Raw genomic sequence first — 14,539 nt, forward strand, 5'->3', positions numbered from 1 at the left:
GTAACCATGTGCGTGACCGCTGAAGAGGCACGGCAGGCCGCTCGGTCGACTCCGGAAATGGACCGCAGCGCGCCTTCGGGAAGCTTCGCGCGGCCTCGTCGCTTCGATGTAATTCGAAAGAATCAACAACATCCGCTTGCAGATGCGAGACCGGTCGAGCACCCGGTTCGACGGGCCATCGCGCCCCCTGCGTACGCCTGCGCACCTTCGAATGCTTAACCCGGCAATATTTAACGATTCAAGATAATTGTTACGTTTTTGGAGCATCTGCAGACCCCCGATTCCTGCCTTCGCGGGGGTCTGTTGCACAGGGCGCGGTGATACTGTTCCGGCCCCGAATCTTGCGTTCCTGGTGTGCGCACTGCGCGCCGGGGGACACGAGACGAGGCACATCATCCAACTCGCTCATGTAAGACAAAAATGAACAAACTGCTCGCACTCATCTTCGTGGCTGCCGCCATCACCGCTTGCTCGAAGCAAGAGTCCACGCCCGCAGCGCCGGCCGCTCCCGCAGCACCCGCTGCCACCGCACCGGCCACGCCGGCACCCGCCCCGGCCGCCAGCGCGCCGGCCGCTGCAGCGCCTGCCGCCACCACCACGGCATCGGCCGACGTGCCCAAGGAATGCCAGGAATACCTGGACAAGGTGAGCGCCTGCGTGGGCAAGCAAAGCGGTGCCGCCGCCGACGCGCTCAAGGGCAGCCTCGAGCAGACCAAGGCCACCTGGGCCAGCTACGGCGCCAACGCCGCACAACTCGGCGCTGCATGCAAGGCTGCTTCCGACGCCTTCGCCGCACAAGCCACGGCCATGAAGTGCTGATGCACTGAGTCGCTCACGCCGGCGAGGTTGCCCTCGCCGCGCGACGCGACACACCTCCTCGTCACCGACGAGGAGGCGCCGCCCCCACACAGCGGACGGCGCCGAAACGGTTCCTGTCAGACCGAGACAATCCAGCCCTCATGACAGACCTCCTCACCAACCTCACCTGGCACGCCCTCTCTGGCCCGCATGCGTCGTTTGCCGCCGGCACATCGACCGCACGCCGCTACGCCGCAGGCTTCTCCCCCATCGTCGGTTTTGCCGATGCACTGCACCCTGACCTCGACGCGCTCCTGCCCTTCTGCACGCCGGACGAGCACTTCTATGCCATCGGCTGGTCGGGCACCGCGCCGTCCACCTGGCAGGTCGACATGGAGTCGGTCATCGTGAAGATGATCTGGGACGCGCCTGCACCCGTGGCCGACACGCTTCCTGATGTGGTCCGGCTGGGCGCAGCGGATGTCGAGCAGGTACTGGCCCTCGCCGCCCTGACGCGTCCGGGCCCCTTCTCCACGCGGACCATCGAACTCGGCGAGTATTTCGGCTGCTTCGACGACAACGGCCGTCTCGTGGCGATGGCCGGCGAGCGCATGGCTGCGGGCACGCTGCGCGAGATCAGCGGTGTCTGCACGCATCCCGATGCGCAGGGCAAGGGCTACGCGAAGCGCCTCGTCACGCGCCTGGTGGCGCAGCAGATACAGCGCGGCGAAGTGCCGGTGCTGCATGTGATGCAGGGCAACGCGGGCGCGCGGCGCATCTATGAGCGCATGGGTTTCCGCGTGCACAGCGAACCGGTGGTTCGCGTGATCTCGCGGCGCTGAGCGGCGGTACGGCTACCGCCTCAGGAATTCGCGCAGCGCATCAAGGGCGCGCAGCACGCCGGCTTCATCCACGTCCCGGTGCGTGACCAGGCGCAGCCGGCCGTACAGCATCGAGACGCGGATGTCTTTCTCTTGCAGGTGCTGTTGAAGCGCACGCGCCGTGTCCTGCCCCCGATCGGCCAGATCAAGAAACGCGATGTTGGTCTGCGGCGCCTCCGCACGCACCCCGGGGCTGTCGCAAATGCCTTCGTACAACAGCCTTGCCAGCCGGTGGTCTTCGGCGAGCCGATCGACATGGTGGTCCAGCGCATGCAGCGCCGCAGCAGCCAACACGCCGGCCTGCCGCATCGCACCACCCGCCGCTTTTCTCACGCGCCGCGCACGCGCAATGAAGGCCGCACTGCCGCACAGCGCACTGCCGACCGGCGCGCCCAGCCCTTTGCTGAAGCACACCGACACGGAATCGAAGTGCCCCGCGATGCGCCGCGCGCCGGCCTCGGGCGACGTCGCCTCTGAGGCCGTGGCCGCATTGAACAAGCGCGCGCCATCCAGGTGCGTCGACAGGCCGCGCTGCCGCGCCAGATCGGTCGCCGCACTCAGGTACGCATCGGGCAGGCATCGCCCACCCAACGTGTTCTCGAGCGCGAGGAGCCGCGTGACGGCAAAGTGCTCGTTGTCCGGTTTGATCGCGTCGGCGATCGCCCCCAGCGGCAAGGTGCCGTCTTCTGCATGGTCCAGCGGCTGCGGCTGCACGCCGCCGAACATCGCCGCGCCGCCGGCCTCCCAGCGGTAGCAGTGCGCCATCTGGCCGACGATGTACTCGTCGCCGCGCCCGCAATGCGCCAGCACCGCGCACAGGTTGGCCTGCGTGCCGGACGACACGAACATCGCCGCCTCGAAGCCCAGCATGCCGGCGATGCGTGCCTGCAGTGCGTTGACGGTCGGGTCTTCGCCATAGGTGTCGTCACCCACGGGTGCGCGCTGCATCGCCTCGTACATGGCGGGCGTGGGCCGCGTGACCGTGTCGCTGCGCAGATCGACGCACGCGTTCATGCCGCGCCCAGCGTGCCGCCGAGTTCCTTGTTGACGACCGAGAGCCAGTAGGCGATGCCCAGCGGCAAGGCCTTGTCGTTGAAGTCGTAGTACGGCGTGTGCACGTCGCCCTGGCCGTCGCCCTTGCCCAGGCCGTTGCCGATCAGCATGTAGGCGCCGGGCCGCTTGCGCGCGAAGAACGCGAAGTCGTCGCCACCGGTCAGCGGCGCCTGCTCGGGATTCACGGCCTGCAGGCCCACCACGTCGTGTGCGGCGCGGATCGCGTTGCGCGTGGCGTCGGGGTCGTTCACGAGCGGCACGGAGTTCCACCAGCATTTCACATGCACCGACGCACCCTCGGTGGCAGCGGCCAGTTCCGCATGCTCGCGCAGGCGCTTTTCGAGCAGCGCCTGCACCTCGTCCGAGAATGCGCGCATGGTGCCGGAGATGCGCAACTCCGCCGGAATCACGTTCATGGCCTCGGGGTCGCCCGCGCCGATGTGACCCACGCTGAGGGTGGCCGGGTCGGTCGGCGCCACGTTGCGGCTGACGATCGACTGCAGGCCGAGGATGAAGTGCGCCAGCACCACGCTCAGGTCGGTCGACAGGTGCGGGTAGGCGCCGCCATGGCCGCCGGTGCCGTTGAAGCGCACCTGCCATCGCCCCGACGCCGCCATCATCGCGTGGCTGCGGATGCCGAACTGCCCCAGCGGCAGCGCGGGCATGGTGTGCATGCCGAAGATGCGGTCGCAGGGAAAGCGCTCGAACAGCTGCGCCTCGAGCATCGCCAGCGCGCCGCCGCGCCCCTCTTCCGCGGGCTGGAAGATCAGGTGCACCGTGCCCTCGAAGTCCGGGTTCTCGGCCAGGGCCTGGGCCGCGCCGAGCAGCATCGCCGTGTGGCCGTCGTGGCCGCAGGCGTGCATGCGGCCACGGACCGTCGAAGCATGGCCCAGCGTGTTCTGCTCGCACAGGGCCAGGGCGTCCATGTCGGCGCGCAAGCCGATGGCGCCCGCCCCCGCGCGCCGGCCGCGCACGACACCGACCACGCCAGTGTTGCCGACCTTCTCGTGGGTCTCGATGCCCCAGTCGCGCAGCTTGCCGGCGATCAGCGCCGAGGTGCGGACCTCTTCGAACCCCAGCTCGGGGTTGGCGTGGATGTCGCGGCGGATGGCCGCGATCTCGTCGATGTGCCGGTTGGCGAGGTCGAGGAGGCTCATCGCGCCACCTCGCTCTTCTCGGGCGGCATGCGCGAGACGATGCCCTGCATCTTGCCTTGCGTCTCGGCCACGACCTCGGCGAAGCCCGGGCGCGCGCCCGCGGCGGCCGGCATGAAGCCGATGCGCCGCAGGTTCGCCGCCACCTTGTCGTCGGCCAGCACGGCATCGACGGCGGCCGACAGGCGCTGCGTGACGTCCGGCGGCGTGTGGCGCGGCACGAAGAAGCCCAGCCAGGTGTTCAGGTCGATGCCCTTGAGGTACTTGCTCTCGTTGAGCGTGGGCACGTGCTTGAGCAGCTCGTCGCGCTGCAGGCCCGTGGTGCCGAAGCCGCGCACACGACCGCTCTCGATGGCTTCGGGAAAGGTGGCCGGGGCCACCAATGTCAGGTCGACCTGGCCGCCCAGCAGGTCGGTCACCTGCGTGGAGCCGCCCTTGTACGGCACGTGCAGCATCGAGGTGCCGCTGCGCTCCTGGATGTCGCGCATGACCACGTGCTGCAAGGTGCCGATGCCCGAGGTCGCGTAGCTCAATGCGCCGGGGTTCTTGCGCGCGAACTCGATCAGCTCGTCGGTGGTGCGCGCGGCGATGCCGGGGCGCCCCACCAGCACGAACGAAGAGTCGCCGACGCGCGCCACCGGCACCAGGTCGTCGGTCTTGTAGCTGACGGCGCGGTTGACCAGCGGTGCCAGCACCACTTCATTCACCGAGCCGAGCAGCAGCGTGTAGCCGTCGGCGCGGGCACGCACCACCTTGGCGGCACCGATGGCGCCCGCACCGCCGCCGAGGTTTTCGATCAGCACCGGCTGCCCCAGCTGCTTGCCGAGCGCCACATGCAGCGCCCGCGCCATGGCATCGACGGAACCGCCCGCCGGGTACGCCACCACGACCGTCACCGGCTTGTTCGGGTAAGCCTCGGGCGGTGCGGCATGGCCGTGAAAGGCCGCGGCGCACAGCAGCGCGGCAGCGAGGAGTCGGGTTCTTCTTGGCATGGTCGGATGGATGTCGCTGGAATGAACGGGAAAAGCCATTCTTCAATGGCGCCCCGTCGAGAACCAATGCCTTGCATGCCCCAGCCATGCATCCTGCTTATAGCTTCAGGGGTGCTTTCTGGCGTAGCGGAACAGGTGGTCCTTCAGCGTGTTCGCCGCCTCGCCGCGTTCATCGCGCACGCTCAAGATGCCCAGCGGCGGCAACGCGGGCAGGTCCGTCACATCGATCAGCGCGATCTGCCCCATGTCGATGAACTGGCGCATCGCGCTGTAGGGCGTGAAGCTGAGCAACGTCTCGCTCTGCAACTGGGCCAGCACCATCGCGCTGGAGCGGACCTCGAGCTTGCGGTAGCGCGCCGCCGTGCCGTGCGCGGCCATGAGGGCGTCGAAGGTCTTTCGCGCGTGGGTCGCGGGATGCAGCATGAGCCACATCTCGTCCAGCAGGTCCGGCAGGCGCAGCCCGCGCTTGCGCACCAGCGGATGGTTCGGGCCGGCGACGACCACGAGCCGGTCGGGCAGAAGGTCAGCGAACTCCCAGCCCTCGGGCCACACCGGCGGTTCACGGCACAGCATGAGGTCGACCTCGCGGTTGGAGATCAACGCGCTCGACTCCGCGGCATTGGCCTCCTGCAGCTGCACGAGGATGTCGGGCTTCGATTGCCCGAAGGCCGGCAGCGCGCGCACCAGCAGGCCGTTGATGGCGCCATGGATCGCGCCCACGCGCACGATGCTGTGGCCGCTCGATTGGCGGAAGGCCACGAACTGCGTGCCCGCCTCGAGCGTGGCCAGCGAGCGCTGCACGAACGGCAGCAGCTCGCGCGCCATGTCCGTCATGCGCATGCCGCGCGCATGGCGATGGAACAGCGGGCACTGAAGAAACTCCTCCAGGTCGGCCACCAGGTGCGTCACCGCAGGCTGCGTGAGGCCGATCGCGTCGGCCGCGCGCTGCGCACTGCCGAACTCGGCGATGGCCGAAAACGCCTGCAGATGGCGAAAGCGCGCCCCCGTCATGAGACGCGCATAAAGAACAGCAGACGACGGAGTCATGGCACGGGAACAGGCCCCAACGGCCCGGGCGGGAAAGCCCGGATGCTAAGCGCCCCTTGCACGCGCGGCCATGGGTTGTGTCCCTGAGACCGGGGCACCCAGCCATAAGCAAAGCAGACCCCTGGGCCTCAATTTTCATTTGTTGTGCCCCCGCCCCAAAAGAAGAATCGCGGCCGGCAACGCAGCCCTCAGCACAACAACGGAGACAGAACGCATGAAGAAGAGATCGATCGCCCCGGCCACCCTGGCCCTGGCCCTTGCCGCATCGGGTGCAACGCACGCCCAGTCCACCCTCACGATCTTCGGCGTGCTCGATGCCTCGATCACATCGACCACCAACCGGGCGCAGAACCTGTCGCCACTCGGCGGCAGCGTCTCGCTGTCGCGCACCGAGCTGGCCAACAGCCGCAGCGCCAGCAGCCGGCTGGGCTTCATGGGCCAGGAAGACCTGGGCGGCGGCATGGCGGCGGCGTTCTGGCTGGAAGCCCCCGTGACCAACGACGACGGCGCCACCGGCATCGCCACCTTCTCGCGCCGCTCGACCTTGAGCCTGTTGGGTACCTTCGGCGAGCTGCGGGTGGGCCGCGACTACATGCCGGTGTTCGTCAACGACGTGCTGGTCGACCCCTTCAGCTTCAACGGCGCCGGTGCCGCCCTCACCTTCATCGCCAACACCGGTTCGCGGCTCGACCGTGTCTCGCGCGCGAACAACTCGATCGCCTACTTCCTGCCGCCGAACCTGGGCGGTTTCTACGGCCAGGCGATGTACGCGCTGCACGAAGGCACCAAGCAGACGCTGTGGACCACGCCGCCACCGCCCAACAGCACGCGCACCGGCCGCCACATCGGCGCGCGCTTCGGCTATGCGAAGGGACCGCTGGACATCGGCGTTGCCTTCGGACGCAGCACGACCGGCGACGACTACAACGCAGGCACCACCGACCAAGTGCAACTCGCAAGCCTGGGGCTCACCTACGACTTCAACTTCGCCAAGTTCTACGCCGGGGTCAACCGCAGCAAGGCCGGCCGCGACTACGCGAGGCCGCCTGCCTCGCCGCTGCCCGACGCCACGCTGAACAGCGCGCTGGTCGGCGTCACCGTGCCGGTGGGTGTGGGCGTGATCCGCGCGACCTATTCACGGGCCGTCTACGACGAGCACCTGAACGACAACCGCCCCGACCCGCAGGCCAGCAAGATCGCGCTGGGCTACCTGCACAACCTGTCCAAGCGCACCGCGCTGTACGCCACCGTGGCCCGGCTGCGCAACAGGAACGGCGCCGCCATCACCATCGGCGGCCCGGCTTACCTGCGCAGCGCGTCGCTCGTGCCAACGACGTCGACAGGCTACGACGTCGGCATCCGGCATGCGTTCTGATCCAGCGGTCAGGCCGCCGCCGCCCCGCGCTCGCTCGTGATCTCCGCACCTTCACGCATGGTCTTCGTGACCGGCGTGTTGGCCACCACCTCGAGCAGGCGGCTCCACTGCGCATCGGTGAGCGGTGCGCTGGCGTGCAGCACGCGGTGGATGTGCGCCTTGCCGTCGGCGTCCTTCGTGAAGCTCAGCTCGGCCTTGAACTCGCCCAGCTCCCAGCCCTTGCGCTGGGCGTACATCCGCAGCGTGATCGCGGTGCAGGCGGAGAGCGCGGCCAGGTAGTAGTCATAGGGCGCCGGCCCTGCGCCCTGCCCGCCCAATGACGCCGGCTCGTCGGCCACAAGCTGGAACTTGCCGACCTGGATGCGGTGGTTGAAATTGACGTCGGTGGAGACGATCGTTGCGGTGTGGCCCATGGGGTGTGCTCCTGTTGACAAGCAAGCATTCTGGCGTGGCCGGACCGCCCTAAAACATCAGCGCCAACGCGGTTGATCCAGGCGCTCATAATGCTCGCCGGGCGGCCATGCCAGGGGTCGCCAGCCACCCGGCACAAGCGGGTGCGCCGCCTTCCTGCCTGGCATCGACGGAACGACACCATGAGCGCTTTGCACATGTTTCTACCGGTCTGCGAGCCCGCGCGCAGCGAGGCGCTGGCACTGTTCATCAAGACACACCACGTGCCCCGTCATCTCGTGAGAGGCATCTCGCGCAAGATGCCTGACGACTGCGGACCGCCTGCGCCGATTCATACCCCGCAGGAATTGCCGCAGGCGTCTGCCCAGGCACCGGCCTAAGGCTCGCAGACAGCGAAGAAGACAGCCTTCGTCTCGCCCGCCGTGCACAGGGCGCGCATGTGCGCGCCCTTCTTCCAGAGAAACTTGCAGGCGCCCACGCCGGTGCCCGCACACGCCACCATCTCGGGCCTGTTGACGCAGCGCGCGTCGTAGGCGCTGCACCTGTCGGCGTCGGGGGCGTGGTACGGCCTCCACCCCGCCTGGATCATTCGCGTGCGCACCACGCCGTAGTCTTCGCCCTTTGTCAGGCGGGGTAGGTCACCGGTCGCAGATGCGGGCGGCACCAGGAGAAACATGGCCATCCAGAAGACCAGAAAGCGGGTGGTCACGCGCTTCGGAATATTCGACATGTCGGCTCCCCCGTCCAAGAAACAAACCCTGCGGGGCATTGCCCGGCTTTCATGATTTTCGATGACGGCGATGGTGCAACCGGATTTCTCCGCCTACATCGAAAAGGCCCATTCAAAACCCCACCCATCGGTCACACTGGCGACACCACGAAAAGGATGTGCGTGCTGCTGCGACATACTTCACGTATGCGAATTAATCACATCGAAGCCGGCCATCCATCGATGCGCTCGCTTCGCGGCCGGCCATGACGGAATTGAGGGTCAGCTGGGAGCACACGTTCCCCGACGACGGGACGAAGCTGGTCGTCCATTCGAACTGGGTTTCCAACACCCCCGCCACGCAGGCCTATCTCGAGGCCCTGATCGCGCGGGTCGGGGAGATGGACCCGGCCCCCCACTGCGTTTTCGAAAAACGCCAGGCCGTCCCTTCGCGCTCGTTGCCGCCGGACCTCGGCACCTTCACCTCGGCCGAGTTCTGGCAAGTGGCCGAGCTGCTGCACCTGCAGGCCACCCCGTCCCTCGCCGCCGCGCGGCTGGTGCTGGTCGAGGGCATGCGCCCGGCCAAGGCGGCGAGGCAGCTCAACACGAGCCCGCAGGCGCTGACGAACGCGCTGCGAAAGATCCGCACGGAGCGCGCGACCTCGTCGCGGCTGGGCAGGCTGCCCTCCGACCGGCCGCCATCCGAAGGCCTCGCGCCGCGGGAGCCCTGAGCGGCCGTCGTGAGGCCGCACGTCGTGCCTGAGCCAGGCGCCCGACAGCGGGCCCCGCGCCAGCGACCGGATCGGCCGACCGGCGCGCCCTCCCCAGCTTGCATCGGCACGGTCAATCCCGTACGCTGACCCGGCGTCCACGCGCAACACCCGAGCCCCTGCGGGCCGCCGGGCCGGTCTTGCGGACGCGCAAAGGAGACCCGCCATGCCAAGCCGATCGAACGGCCTCGCGGCCGAAGTGGAAGCAGTGCGAACGCTGGCGCTCGTGGGCGCCGCGGCTTCTGGCAAGACCTCGCTGGCCGAGGCCTTGCTGTTCAAGGCCGGCGCCATCGGCGCATGCGGCAGCATCGAACGCGGCAGCACCGTCAGCGACCACGACCCGCTCGAGCGCCGCATGCTGCATTCGCTCAATGCCTCGGTGATGCACCTCACGCATGCCGCCACGCGCATCCACTTCATCGACACGCCCGGCGGCCCCGATTTCCTCGGCCAGAGCCTGCCGGCGCTCGAGGCGGTCGAAACGGTCGCGGTGGTCATCAATGCCGCCACCGGCATCGAGCCGATGGCGGTGCGCATGATGGCGTACGCGGCCTCGCGCCACCTGGCCCGCATGATCGTCGTCACCAAGATCGACTCGCAGGGCGTCTCGCTGTCGGGCCTGCTGGCCGACATCCAGGCCACCTTCGGCCGCGAATGCCTGCCGTTGAACGTGCCGGACGGGGTCAACCGGCAGGTGATCGACTGCTTCTTCAACCGCTTCGGGCGCTCCGACTTCGGGCCCGTCGAAGCGTCGCACCGCGCGCTGGTAGAGCAGGTGGTCGAGGTCGACGCGGCCTTCGTCGATCGCTACCTCGAGGAAGGCGACGTGGACCCGTCCGAGCTGCACGCGCCGCTCGAGCAGGCGCTGCGCGAAGGCCACCTGATCCCGGTGTGCTTCGTGTCGTCGCGCAGCGGCGCCGGCGTGGCCGAGTTGCTGGACGTGATCGTCAAGCTCCTGCCCGACCCGACCGAGGGCAACCAGCCGGAGTTCATCGTGGGCGAAGGCGCGCAGGCCCAGCCCATGAAGGCCCTGCCCGATGCGTCGCTGCATGTGCTGGCGCACGTGTTCAAGGTCACCATCGACCCCTTTGTCGGCAAGATGGGCGTCTTCCGCGTGCACCAGGGCACGGTCACGCGCGACAGCCAGCTCTACATCGGCGACGGCCGCAAGCCGTTCAAGGTGGGGCACCTGTTCATGCTCCAGGGCAAGGACCATGTCGAGGTGTCGCGCGCGGTGCCCGGCGACATCGTGGCGGTGGCCAAGGTCGACGAGATCCATTTCGATGCCGTGCTGCACGACGCGGCCGAAGACAGCCACGTGCACCTCGCGCCGCTGCCGTTCCCGGTGCCGGTGTACGGCCTGGCGGTGGAGCCCAAGCGCCATGGCGACGAGCAGCGCGCCTGGGAAATCCTCGGCAAGCTCGCGGCCGAAGACCCGTGCCTGCGCATCGAGCATGTGGCCGCGACCAACGAGACGGTGCTCTACGGCCTCGGCGAGCTGCACCTGCGCCTCGTGCTGGAGCGCCTGCGCGAGGTGTACCGCTTCGAGGTCCTGACGCGCCCGCCGCGCATCGCCTACCGCGAGACCGTGACCGCGCCGGCCGAGGGCCACCACCGCCACAAGAAGCAGACCGGCGGCGCCGGCCAGTTCGCCGAAGTCTTCCTGCGCATCGAGCCGCTGGCGCGCGGCGCGGGTTTCCAGTTCGCGGACGAAGTCAGGGGCGGCGCCATTCCGAACCAGTTCATCCCCGCGGTCGAGAAAGGCGTGCGCGAGGTGCTGGCCTACGGCGCGATCGCCGGCTACCCCGTGGTCGACGTGCGCGTGGTGGTGTACGACGGCAAGCACCACAGCGTGGACAGCAAGGACATCGCCTTCGCGACCGCCGGCCGCAAGGCCTTCATGGCGGCGATCCGCGAGGCGCAACCGGCCGTGCTCGAGCCGATCGTCCAGATCGAGATCGCCGTGCCCGAGCATGCCGTGGGCGACGTCACGAGCGACCTGTCGTCGCGGCGCGGCCTGGTCACCGGCACGTCGGGCCTGGGGGCCGGCACGGTGGCCATCGGCGGACAGGTGCCCGAGGTCGAACTGGCCAACTACCAGTCGCGGCTCAACGCGATGACCAGCGGCCAGGGGCGCTACACCCTCACGTTGTCGCACTACGAGGCCGTGCCGCCGACCGTGCAGCGCACGCTGATGGGGCAGTACCGGGTGCGCGACGACGACTAGGCGATGGATCGTCAGGCCGTCAATCTTTCGTACAAGACCGTGGGATCGGCGAGATCACGAGTGCGCAGGTCGCGGAAAGTCAAAGAGCTCCTCAGGATTGCATGCAAGGATCCTCTGCATGACGCTGGCATCGCGGTCAAACCAGGTGGCAAGGGCATTGAGCAAGACGCCGGCGTCTTGCTCCACCGAGAAGCCCACATGGGGCCAGTCGGTTCCCCAGACCATGCGAGTCGGCGCTTCGGAGTACAAGCGCTGGGCGCGACGGGCGATGCGAGGATCTCGAAGGTCGGCCGACAGGCGATAGCCGATCAGCTTGACCCACACCCGGCCCGTTGAGAGCAGCGACGACAAGACGCGCTCAGCCTCACCGGACCGCGGCCCCAAGGACAACCCGCCGAGATGGTCGACGACCAGCGTGCAAGGCAACTGCTCCAGAGTCGACTTGAGAGAGGGCCACTGATCCTCCCTGGGAAGAATCTCGGCATGCCAACCACGGTCCGCCAGCTTCGGTGCCAGGACCTTCAGGTCATTGAGATCGACGGTGCCGCCAAGCTGGCCCGACATGATGAATCGCATCCCCCTGACGCCCATGGCGTGCCAGGCATCGAGTTGCGCATCGGTCGTTTCCGCATCACCCACCACCACGCCACGCAGCACATCCGGCTCCGCGCGCAGCGCTTGCTCGACGGCGCGGTTGTCCTTGCCATACACGCTGGCTTGAACGACCACCGATCGCTCGAACTTGATCGATCGACGCAGGCGGCGCAGTTCCGCCGGCGGTGCCGGTGCGGGTTCGTAGCTCGCGTCCGGCACCGTGTTCAAGAAATCTTCAGGCGTGACATGGCAATGAGAATCGCACGCCCGCGCGGGGACCTGAAAGTCGGGGGCCGCATAGTGCTCCGGCGGCGGCAGACAGGCTGCTGTCAATTGCATTGTCTTTCTCCAGACACGGTGAACACTTTCCAGGAAATCAAAGGCATTCGCTCGTCGCCGAACGCTTGTCGATGACAACGTCGGTGAGCGCCTCGCAATGCAGGTAGCTGTGCACGTTGCTCACGACGGTTTCAACCCGGCGCGTTTCCAGTGCATCCGTCCATCCCGCGGCATGCGGCGTCATCACCAGGTTGTCCAAGGTTTCGAACGCCAGGCTGCCGGGTGCGCCCACCATCGAAGACGGCGGCGGATACGTGTACCAGGTGTCGACGATGGCACCACGAATCTCGCGCCGTTGCAGCGCTCCAAAAAGTGACGCCTCGTTGACGACCGGCCCGCGTGCAACGTTGATCAGGATGGCGTTCGACTTCATGCGAGACAGCTCATCCTTGTCGATCAGGTTCAACGTTTCTGCGCCACCCGGTACACACAGAAGAACATAGTCGCTCTGCGCAAGGAGGGTCGGCAGAGCCTCCATGCTGCGCCACCAGTTCAGCTCGCGGGAGACGCCGGGCGATCGACTCACGGCGATCGTCTGCATTCGAAACGCAGTGGCCAATTGAGCGACACGCTGGCCGATTCTTCCGAAGCCCACCAGGCCGATGGTCTTGCCTTGCAACTCGCCGTGCTTGCGACCGACAACGGAGCCGCCGCCCCAGGTCCATCGGTGCTGCCGCAATTCGGCATCCATCTCCCGGAATGGAATCTCGGCGTTCAAGATGGCGCCCATCACGTACTCGGCAATGGGATCGCTGCCGTTGCTGACGTTGCAGACCACCGAGTTGGCCGGCACCCACTCGGGGCGCAACCAGTCGACACCCGAGAACGGGAGAATGGTCAGGCCGAGCCGGCGGCTGGCGGCGAAGGTCGCTTCAACGCCGAGGCCTTGTGCGTGTCGCGCCCATTCGGCAGAACCGATCAGGATTTCGGCCACGGCTGCCTTGCGCGTCAAGCCTTCCGTGCCCTCCTCGGCGCACCATGACTCGGCAACCCAACCGGGGCCGAGACAGGCCAGCAGAGGTTCCTTGAAGACCTGGCTGTAGCGCCCAGCCAGTAGCAGCGTGCGAGGTGTTGGTGTCACGGCCTTCATACCTTCGGGATACCCAGTCGATCGACCAACTGCTTGTAGAGCGCGATGTCGGCAGCGATCAACGCCTTGGTCTGCGCTGCGGTGCGATAAACATAGCCGAGGTCTCGCTCGCGGAGCCAATCCTGCGTCGATCGCAGCTTGGCGGCCTTCGCCAGCACCGTGGCGTAGTAGTCGACCACATGATCCGGAGTGCCTGCAGCTACCGCAGCGACGATCCAGGATTCACCGGTGTAGCCCCTGACACCGAGTTGCGCGGTCGTCGGCACACCCGGGAGCGAGGCGAGAGGCTGGCTTGCACCAAGCACAAGACCTCGCAATTTGCCCGATCGGATGAGAGCATGTGCTGCCGACACATCCAGCATTCCAACGTCGACGGCGTTAGCCAACAAGGCGGAGGCCACTTCACTGCCACCCTTGTACGGAATGGTCGTGGTCTTGATGCCCACCGTCTCGTTGAGCCATTCGGCTTGCAGCTGCAAGGCCGTGGAGCCGGTGCCCAGGTTCAGGGTCTTGGGATGAGCCTGTGCTTTCTGGACCAGGTCTTCGAAGCTCTTGATTCCCGAAGATGCCCCCGTCACAAGCACAACGGGCCCCGTTGCCAGGAAACCCACGGGTACAAAGTCCGTCAGGGGATCGTAGGGCAAGCTCTTGGCGGTGGCGGCGTTCACTGCAAGCGTCGACGAACTCCCGATCAGCAGCGAATATCCGTCGCGCGCAGAGGCGAGCACGTTCTGTGCACCGATCAGGCCACTCGCACCAGGCCTGTTGTCAGGAACCACCGGCTGGCCCGAGAGTTCTGCCAGAGCCTTGGCATACAGGCGGCCGACGAGATCGGCGGCGCCCGATGGAGGAAATGGAATGACCATGCGGATGGGCCGCACGGGAAAGGCGTCGCTCTGCGCCGACGCCGCCCATGCACCTGCCGTCCACACCGCCAGACCGGCGGTCACGAGCTGCATGGCGGATCGCCGACTCAGGTGGGTCGAGCGATCAGGAGCCCCTGGATGTCTCTCGGTAAGTGTTCGATTCATATCGTGTCCCGTGAATGTTCAATGCGCCCTGCACTGACAGATCAAACGAAGGTCCAGGCTCCGCAACG

The 14,539-nt window shown here is 67.3% G+C and carries 15 protein-coding genes; 6 read left to right on the forward strand and 9 right to left on the reverse strand.

Annotation, left to right across the window (positions count from 1 at the left end; all coding sequences use genetic code 11):
• The first annotated feature begins 420 nt into the window (after positions 1-420).
• Together AC07OH_RS11335 and AC07OH_RS11340 are read left to right on the forward strand one after the other, a co-directional pair.
• Entirely contained in the window at positions 421-819 is a 399-nt protein-coding gene (locus AC07OH_RS11335) for a hypothetical protein (protein ID WP_062472018.1), read from the forward strand.
• A gap of 140 nt (positions 820-959) precedes the next feature.
• Positions 960-1,640 carry a GNAT family N-acetyltransferase gene (locus AC07OH_RS11340; RefSeq protein ID WP_495300686.1) on the forward strand — a complete coding sequence of 227 codons (681 nt, stop codon included), beginning with the start codon at positions 960-962 and terminating at the stop codon, positions 1,638-1,640.
• A 12-nt stretch (positions 1,641-1,652) separates the two neighbouring features.
• Here AC07OH_RS11340 and ltaE read toward each other — a convergent pair whose 3' ends face one another.
• The 4 genes from ltaE to AC07OH_RS11360 all read right to left on the reverse strand — a co-directional run bounded on the left by ltaE (position 1,653) and on the right by AC07OH_RS11360 (position 5,925).
• The gene (gene ltaE, locus AC07OH_RS11345; protein WP_495300687.1) at positions 1,653-2,693 is read right to left on the reverse strand and encodes a low-specificity L-threonine aldolase; all 1,041 of its coding nucleotides are present in this window, start codon (positions 2,691-2,693) and stop codon (positions 1,653-1,655) included.
• Positions 2,690-3,889, reverse strand: a complete 1,200-nt coding sequence (locus AC07OH_RS11350) for an amidohydrolase (RefSeq protein ID WP_495300688.1) — start codon at positions 3,887-3,889, stop codon at positions 2,690-2,692. The genes ltaE and AC07OH_RS11350 overlap by 4 nt, the downstream gene beginning before the upstream one ends.
• Entirely contained in the window at positions 3,886-4,878 is a 993-nt protein-coding gene (locus AC07OH_RS11355; protein WP_492676470.1) for a tripartite tricarboxylate transporter substrate binding protein, read from the reverse strand. The genes AC07OH_RS11350 and AC07OH_RS11355 overlap by 4 nt, the downstream gene beginning before the upstream one ends.
• A gap of 105 nt (positions 4,879-4,983) precedes the next feature.
• Positions 4,984-5,925: a LysR family transcriptional regulator gene (locus AC07OH_RS11360; RefSeq protein ID WP_495300689.1), complete on the reverse strand. Its 942-nt coding sequence runs from the start codon at positions 5,923-5,925 to the stop codon at positions 4,984-4,986.
• A 214-nt stretch (positions 5,926-6,139) separates the two neighbouring features.
• Between AC07OH_RS11360 and AC07OH_RS11365 the strand changes: the two genes are divergently transcribed.
• Positions 6,140-7,300, forward strand: a complete 1,161-nt coding sequence (locus tag AC07OH_RS11365; protein WP_495300690.1) for a porin — start codon at positions 6,140-6,142, stop codon at positions 7,298-7,300.
• An 8-nt stretch (positions 7,301-7,308) separates the two neighbouring features.
• Here the strand turns inward: AC07OH_RS11365 and AC07OH_RS11370 are convergent, their stop codons facing one another.
• Positions 7,309-7,713, reverse strand: coding sequence for an OsmC family protein (locus tag AC07OH_RS11370; RefSeq protein WP_489058626.1), 405 nt, complete (start codon positions 7,711-7,713; stop codon positions 7,309-7,311).
• A gap of 180 nt (positions 7,714-7,893) precedes the next feature.
• Between AC07OH_RS11370 and AC07OH_RS11375 the strand changes: the two genes are divergently transcribed.
• On the forward strand, positions 7,894-8,091 hold the full coding sequence (locus AC07OH_RS11375) for a hypothetical protein (protein ID WP_495300691.1): 198 nt from the start codon (positions 7,894-7,896) through the stop codon (positions 8,089-8,091).
• On the opposite strand, the gene AC07OH_RS11380 is transcribed toward AC07OH_RS11375, so the two are convergent.
• The gene (locus AC07OH_RS11380) at positions 8,088-8,441 is read right to left on the reverse strand and encodes a hypothetical protein (RefSeq protein ID WP_495300692.1); all 354 of its coding nucleotides are present in this window, start codon (positions 8,439-8,441) and stop codon (positions 8,088-8,090) included. The two genes, AC07OH_RS11375 and AC07OH_RS11380, sit on opposite strands and share 4 nt — an antisense overlap.
• A gap of 245 nt (positions 8,442-8,686) precedes the next feature.
• On the opposite strand from AC07OH_RS11380, the gene AC07OH_RS11385 reads away from it, so the two are divergent.
• A complete protein-coding gene (locus tag AC07OH_RS11385; protein WP_495300693.1) occupies positions 8,687-9,151 on the forward strand; it encodes a hypothetical protein in 465 nt (154 codons plus the stop codon).
• Positions 9,152-9,356: 205 nt separating this feature from the next.
• On the forward strand, positions 9,357-11,417 hold the full coding sequence (gene fusA / locus AC07OH_RS11390) for an elongation factor G (RefSeq protein WP_495300694.1): 2,061 nt from the start codon (positions 9,357-9,359) through the stop codon (positions 11,415-11,417).
• A gap of 54 nt (positions 11,418-11,471) precedes the next feature.
• Here the strand turns inward: fusA and AC07OH_RS11395 are convergent, their stop codons facing one another.
• From AC07OH_RS11395 to AC07OH_RS11405, 3 genes are read right to left on the reverse strand one after another with little or no spacing between them, the layout of a single operon-like run.
• Positions 11,472-12,350 (reverse strand): amidohydrolase family protein, encoded by an 879-nt coding sequence (locus tag AC07OH_RS11395; protein WP_495300695.1) that lies wholly within the window; start codon positions 12,348-12,350, stop codon positions 11,472-11,474.
• 37 nt (positions 12,351-12,387) lie between these two features.
• Positions 12,388-13,440, reverse strand: a complete 1,053-nt coding sequence (locus AC07OH_RS11400) for an NAD(P)-dependent oxidoreductase (protein ID WP_495300696.1) — start codon at positions 13,438-13,440, stop codon at positions 12,388-12,390.
• Positions 13,437-14,399, reverse strand: coding sequence for a Bug family tripartite tricarboxylate transporter substrate binding protein (locus tag AC07OH_RS11405; protein ID WP_495300697.1), 963 nt, complete (start codon positions 14,397-14,399; stop codon positions 13,437-13,439). The genes AC07OH_RS11400 and AC07OH_RS11405 overlap by 4 nt, the downstream gene beginning before the upstream one ends.
• Positions 14,400-14,539 lie beyond the last annotated feature (140 nt).

This window comes from Variovorax sp. GW821-FHT10C12 (genome assembly GCF_059415405.1).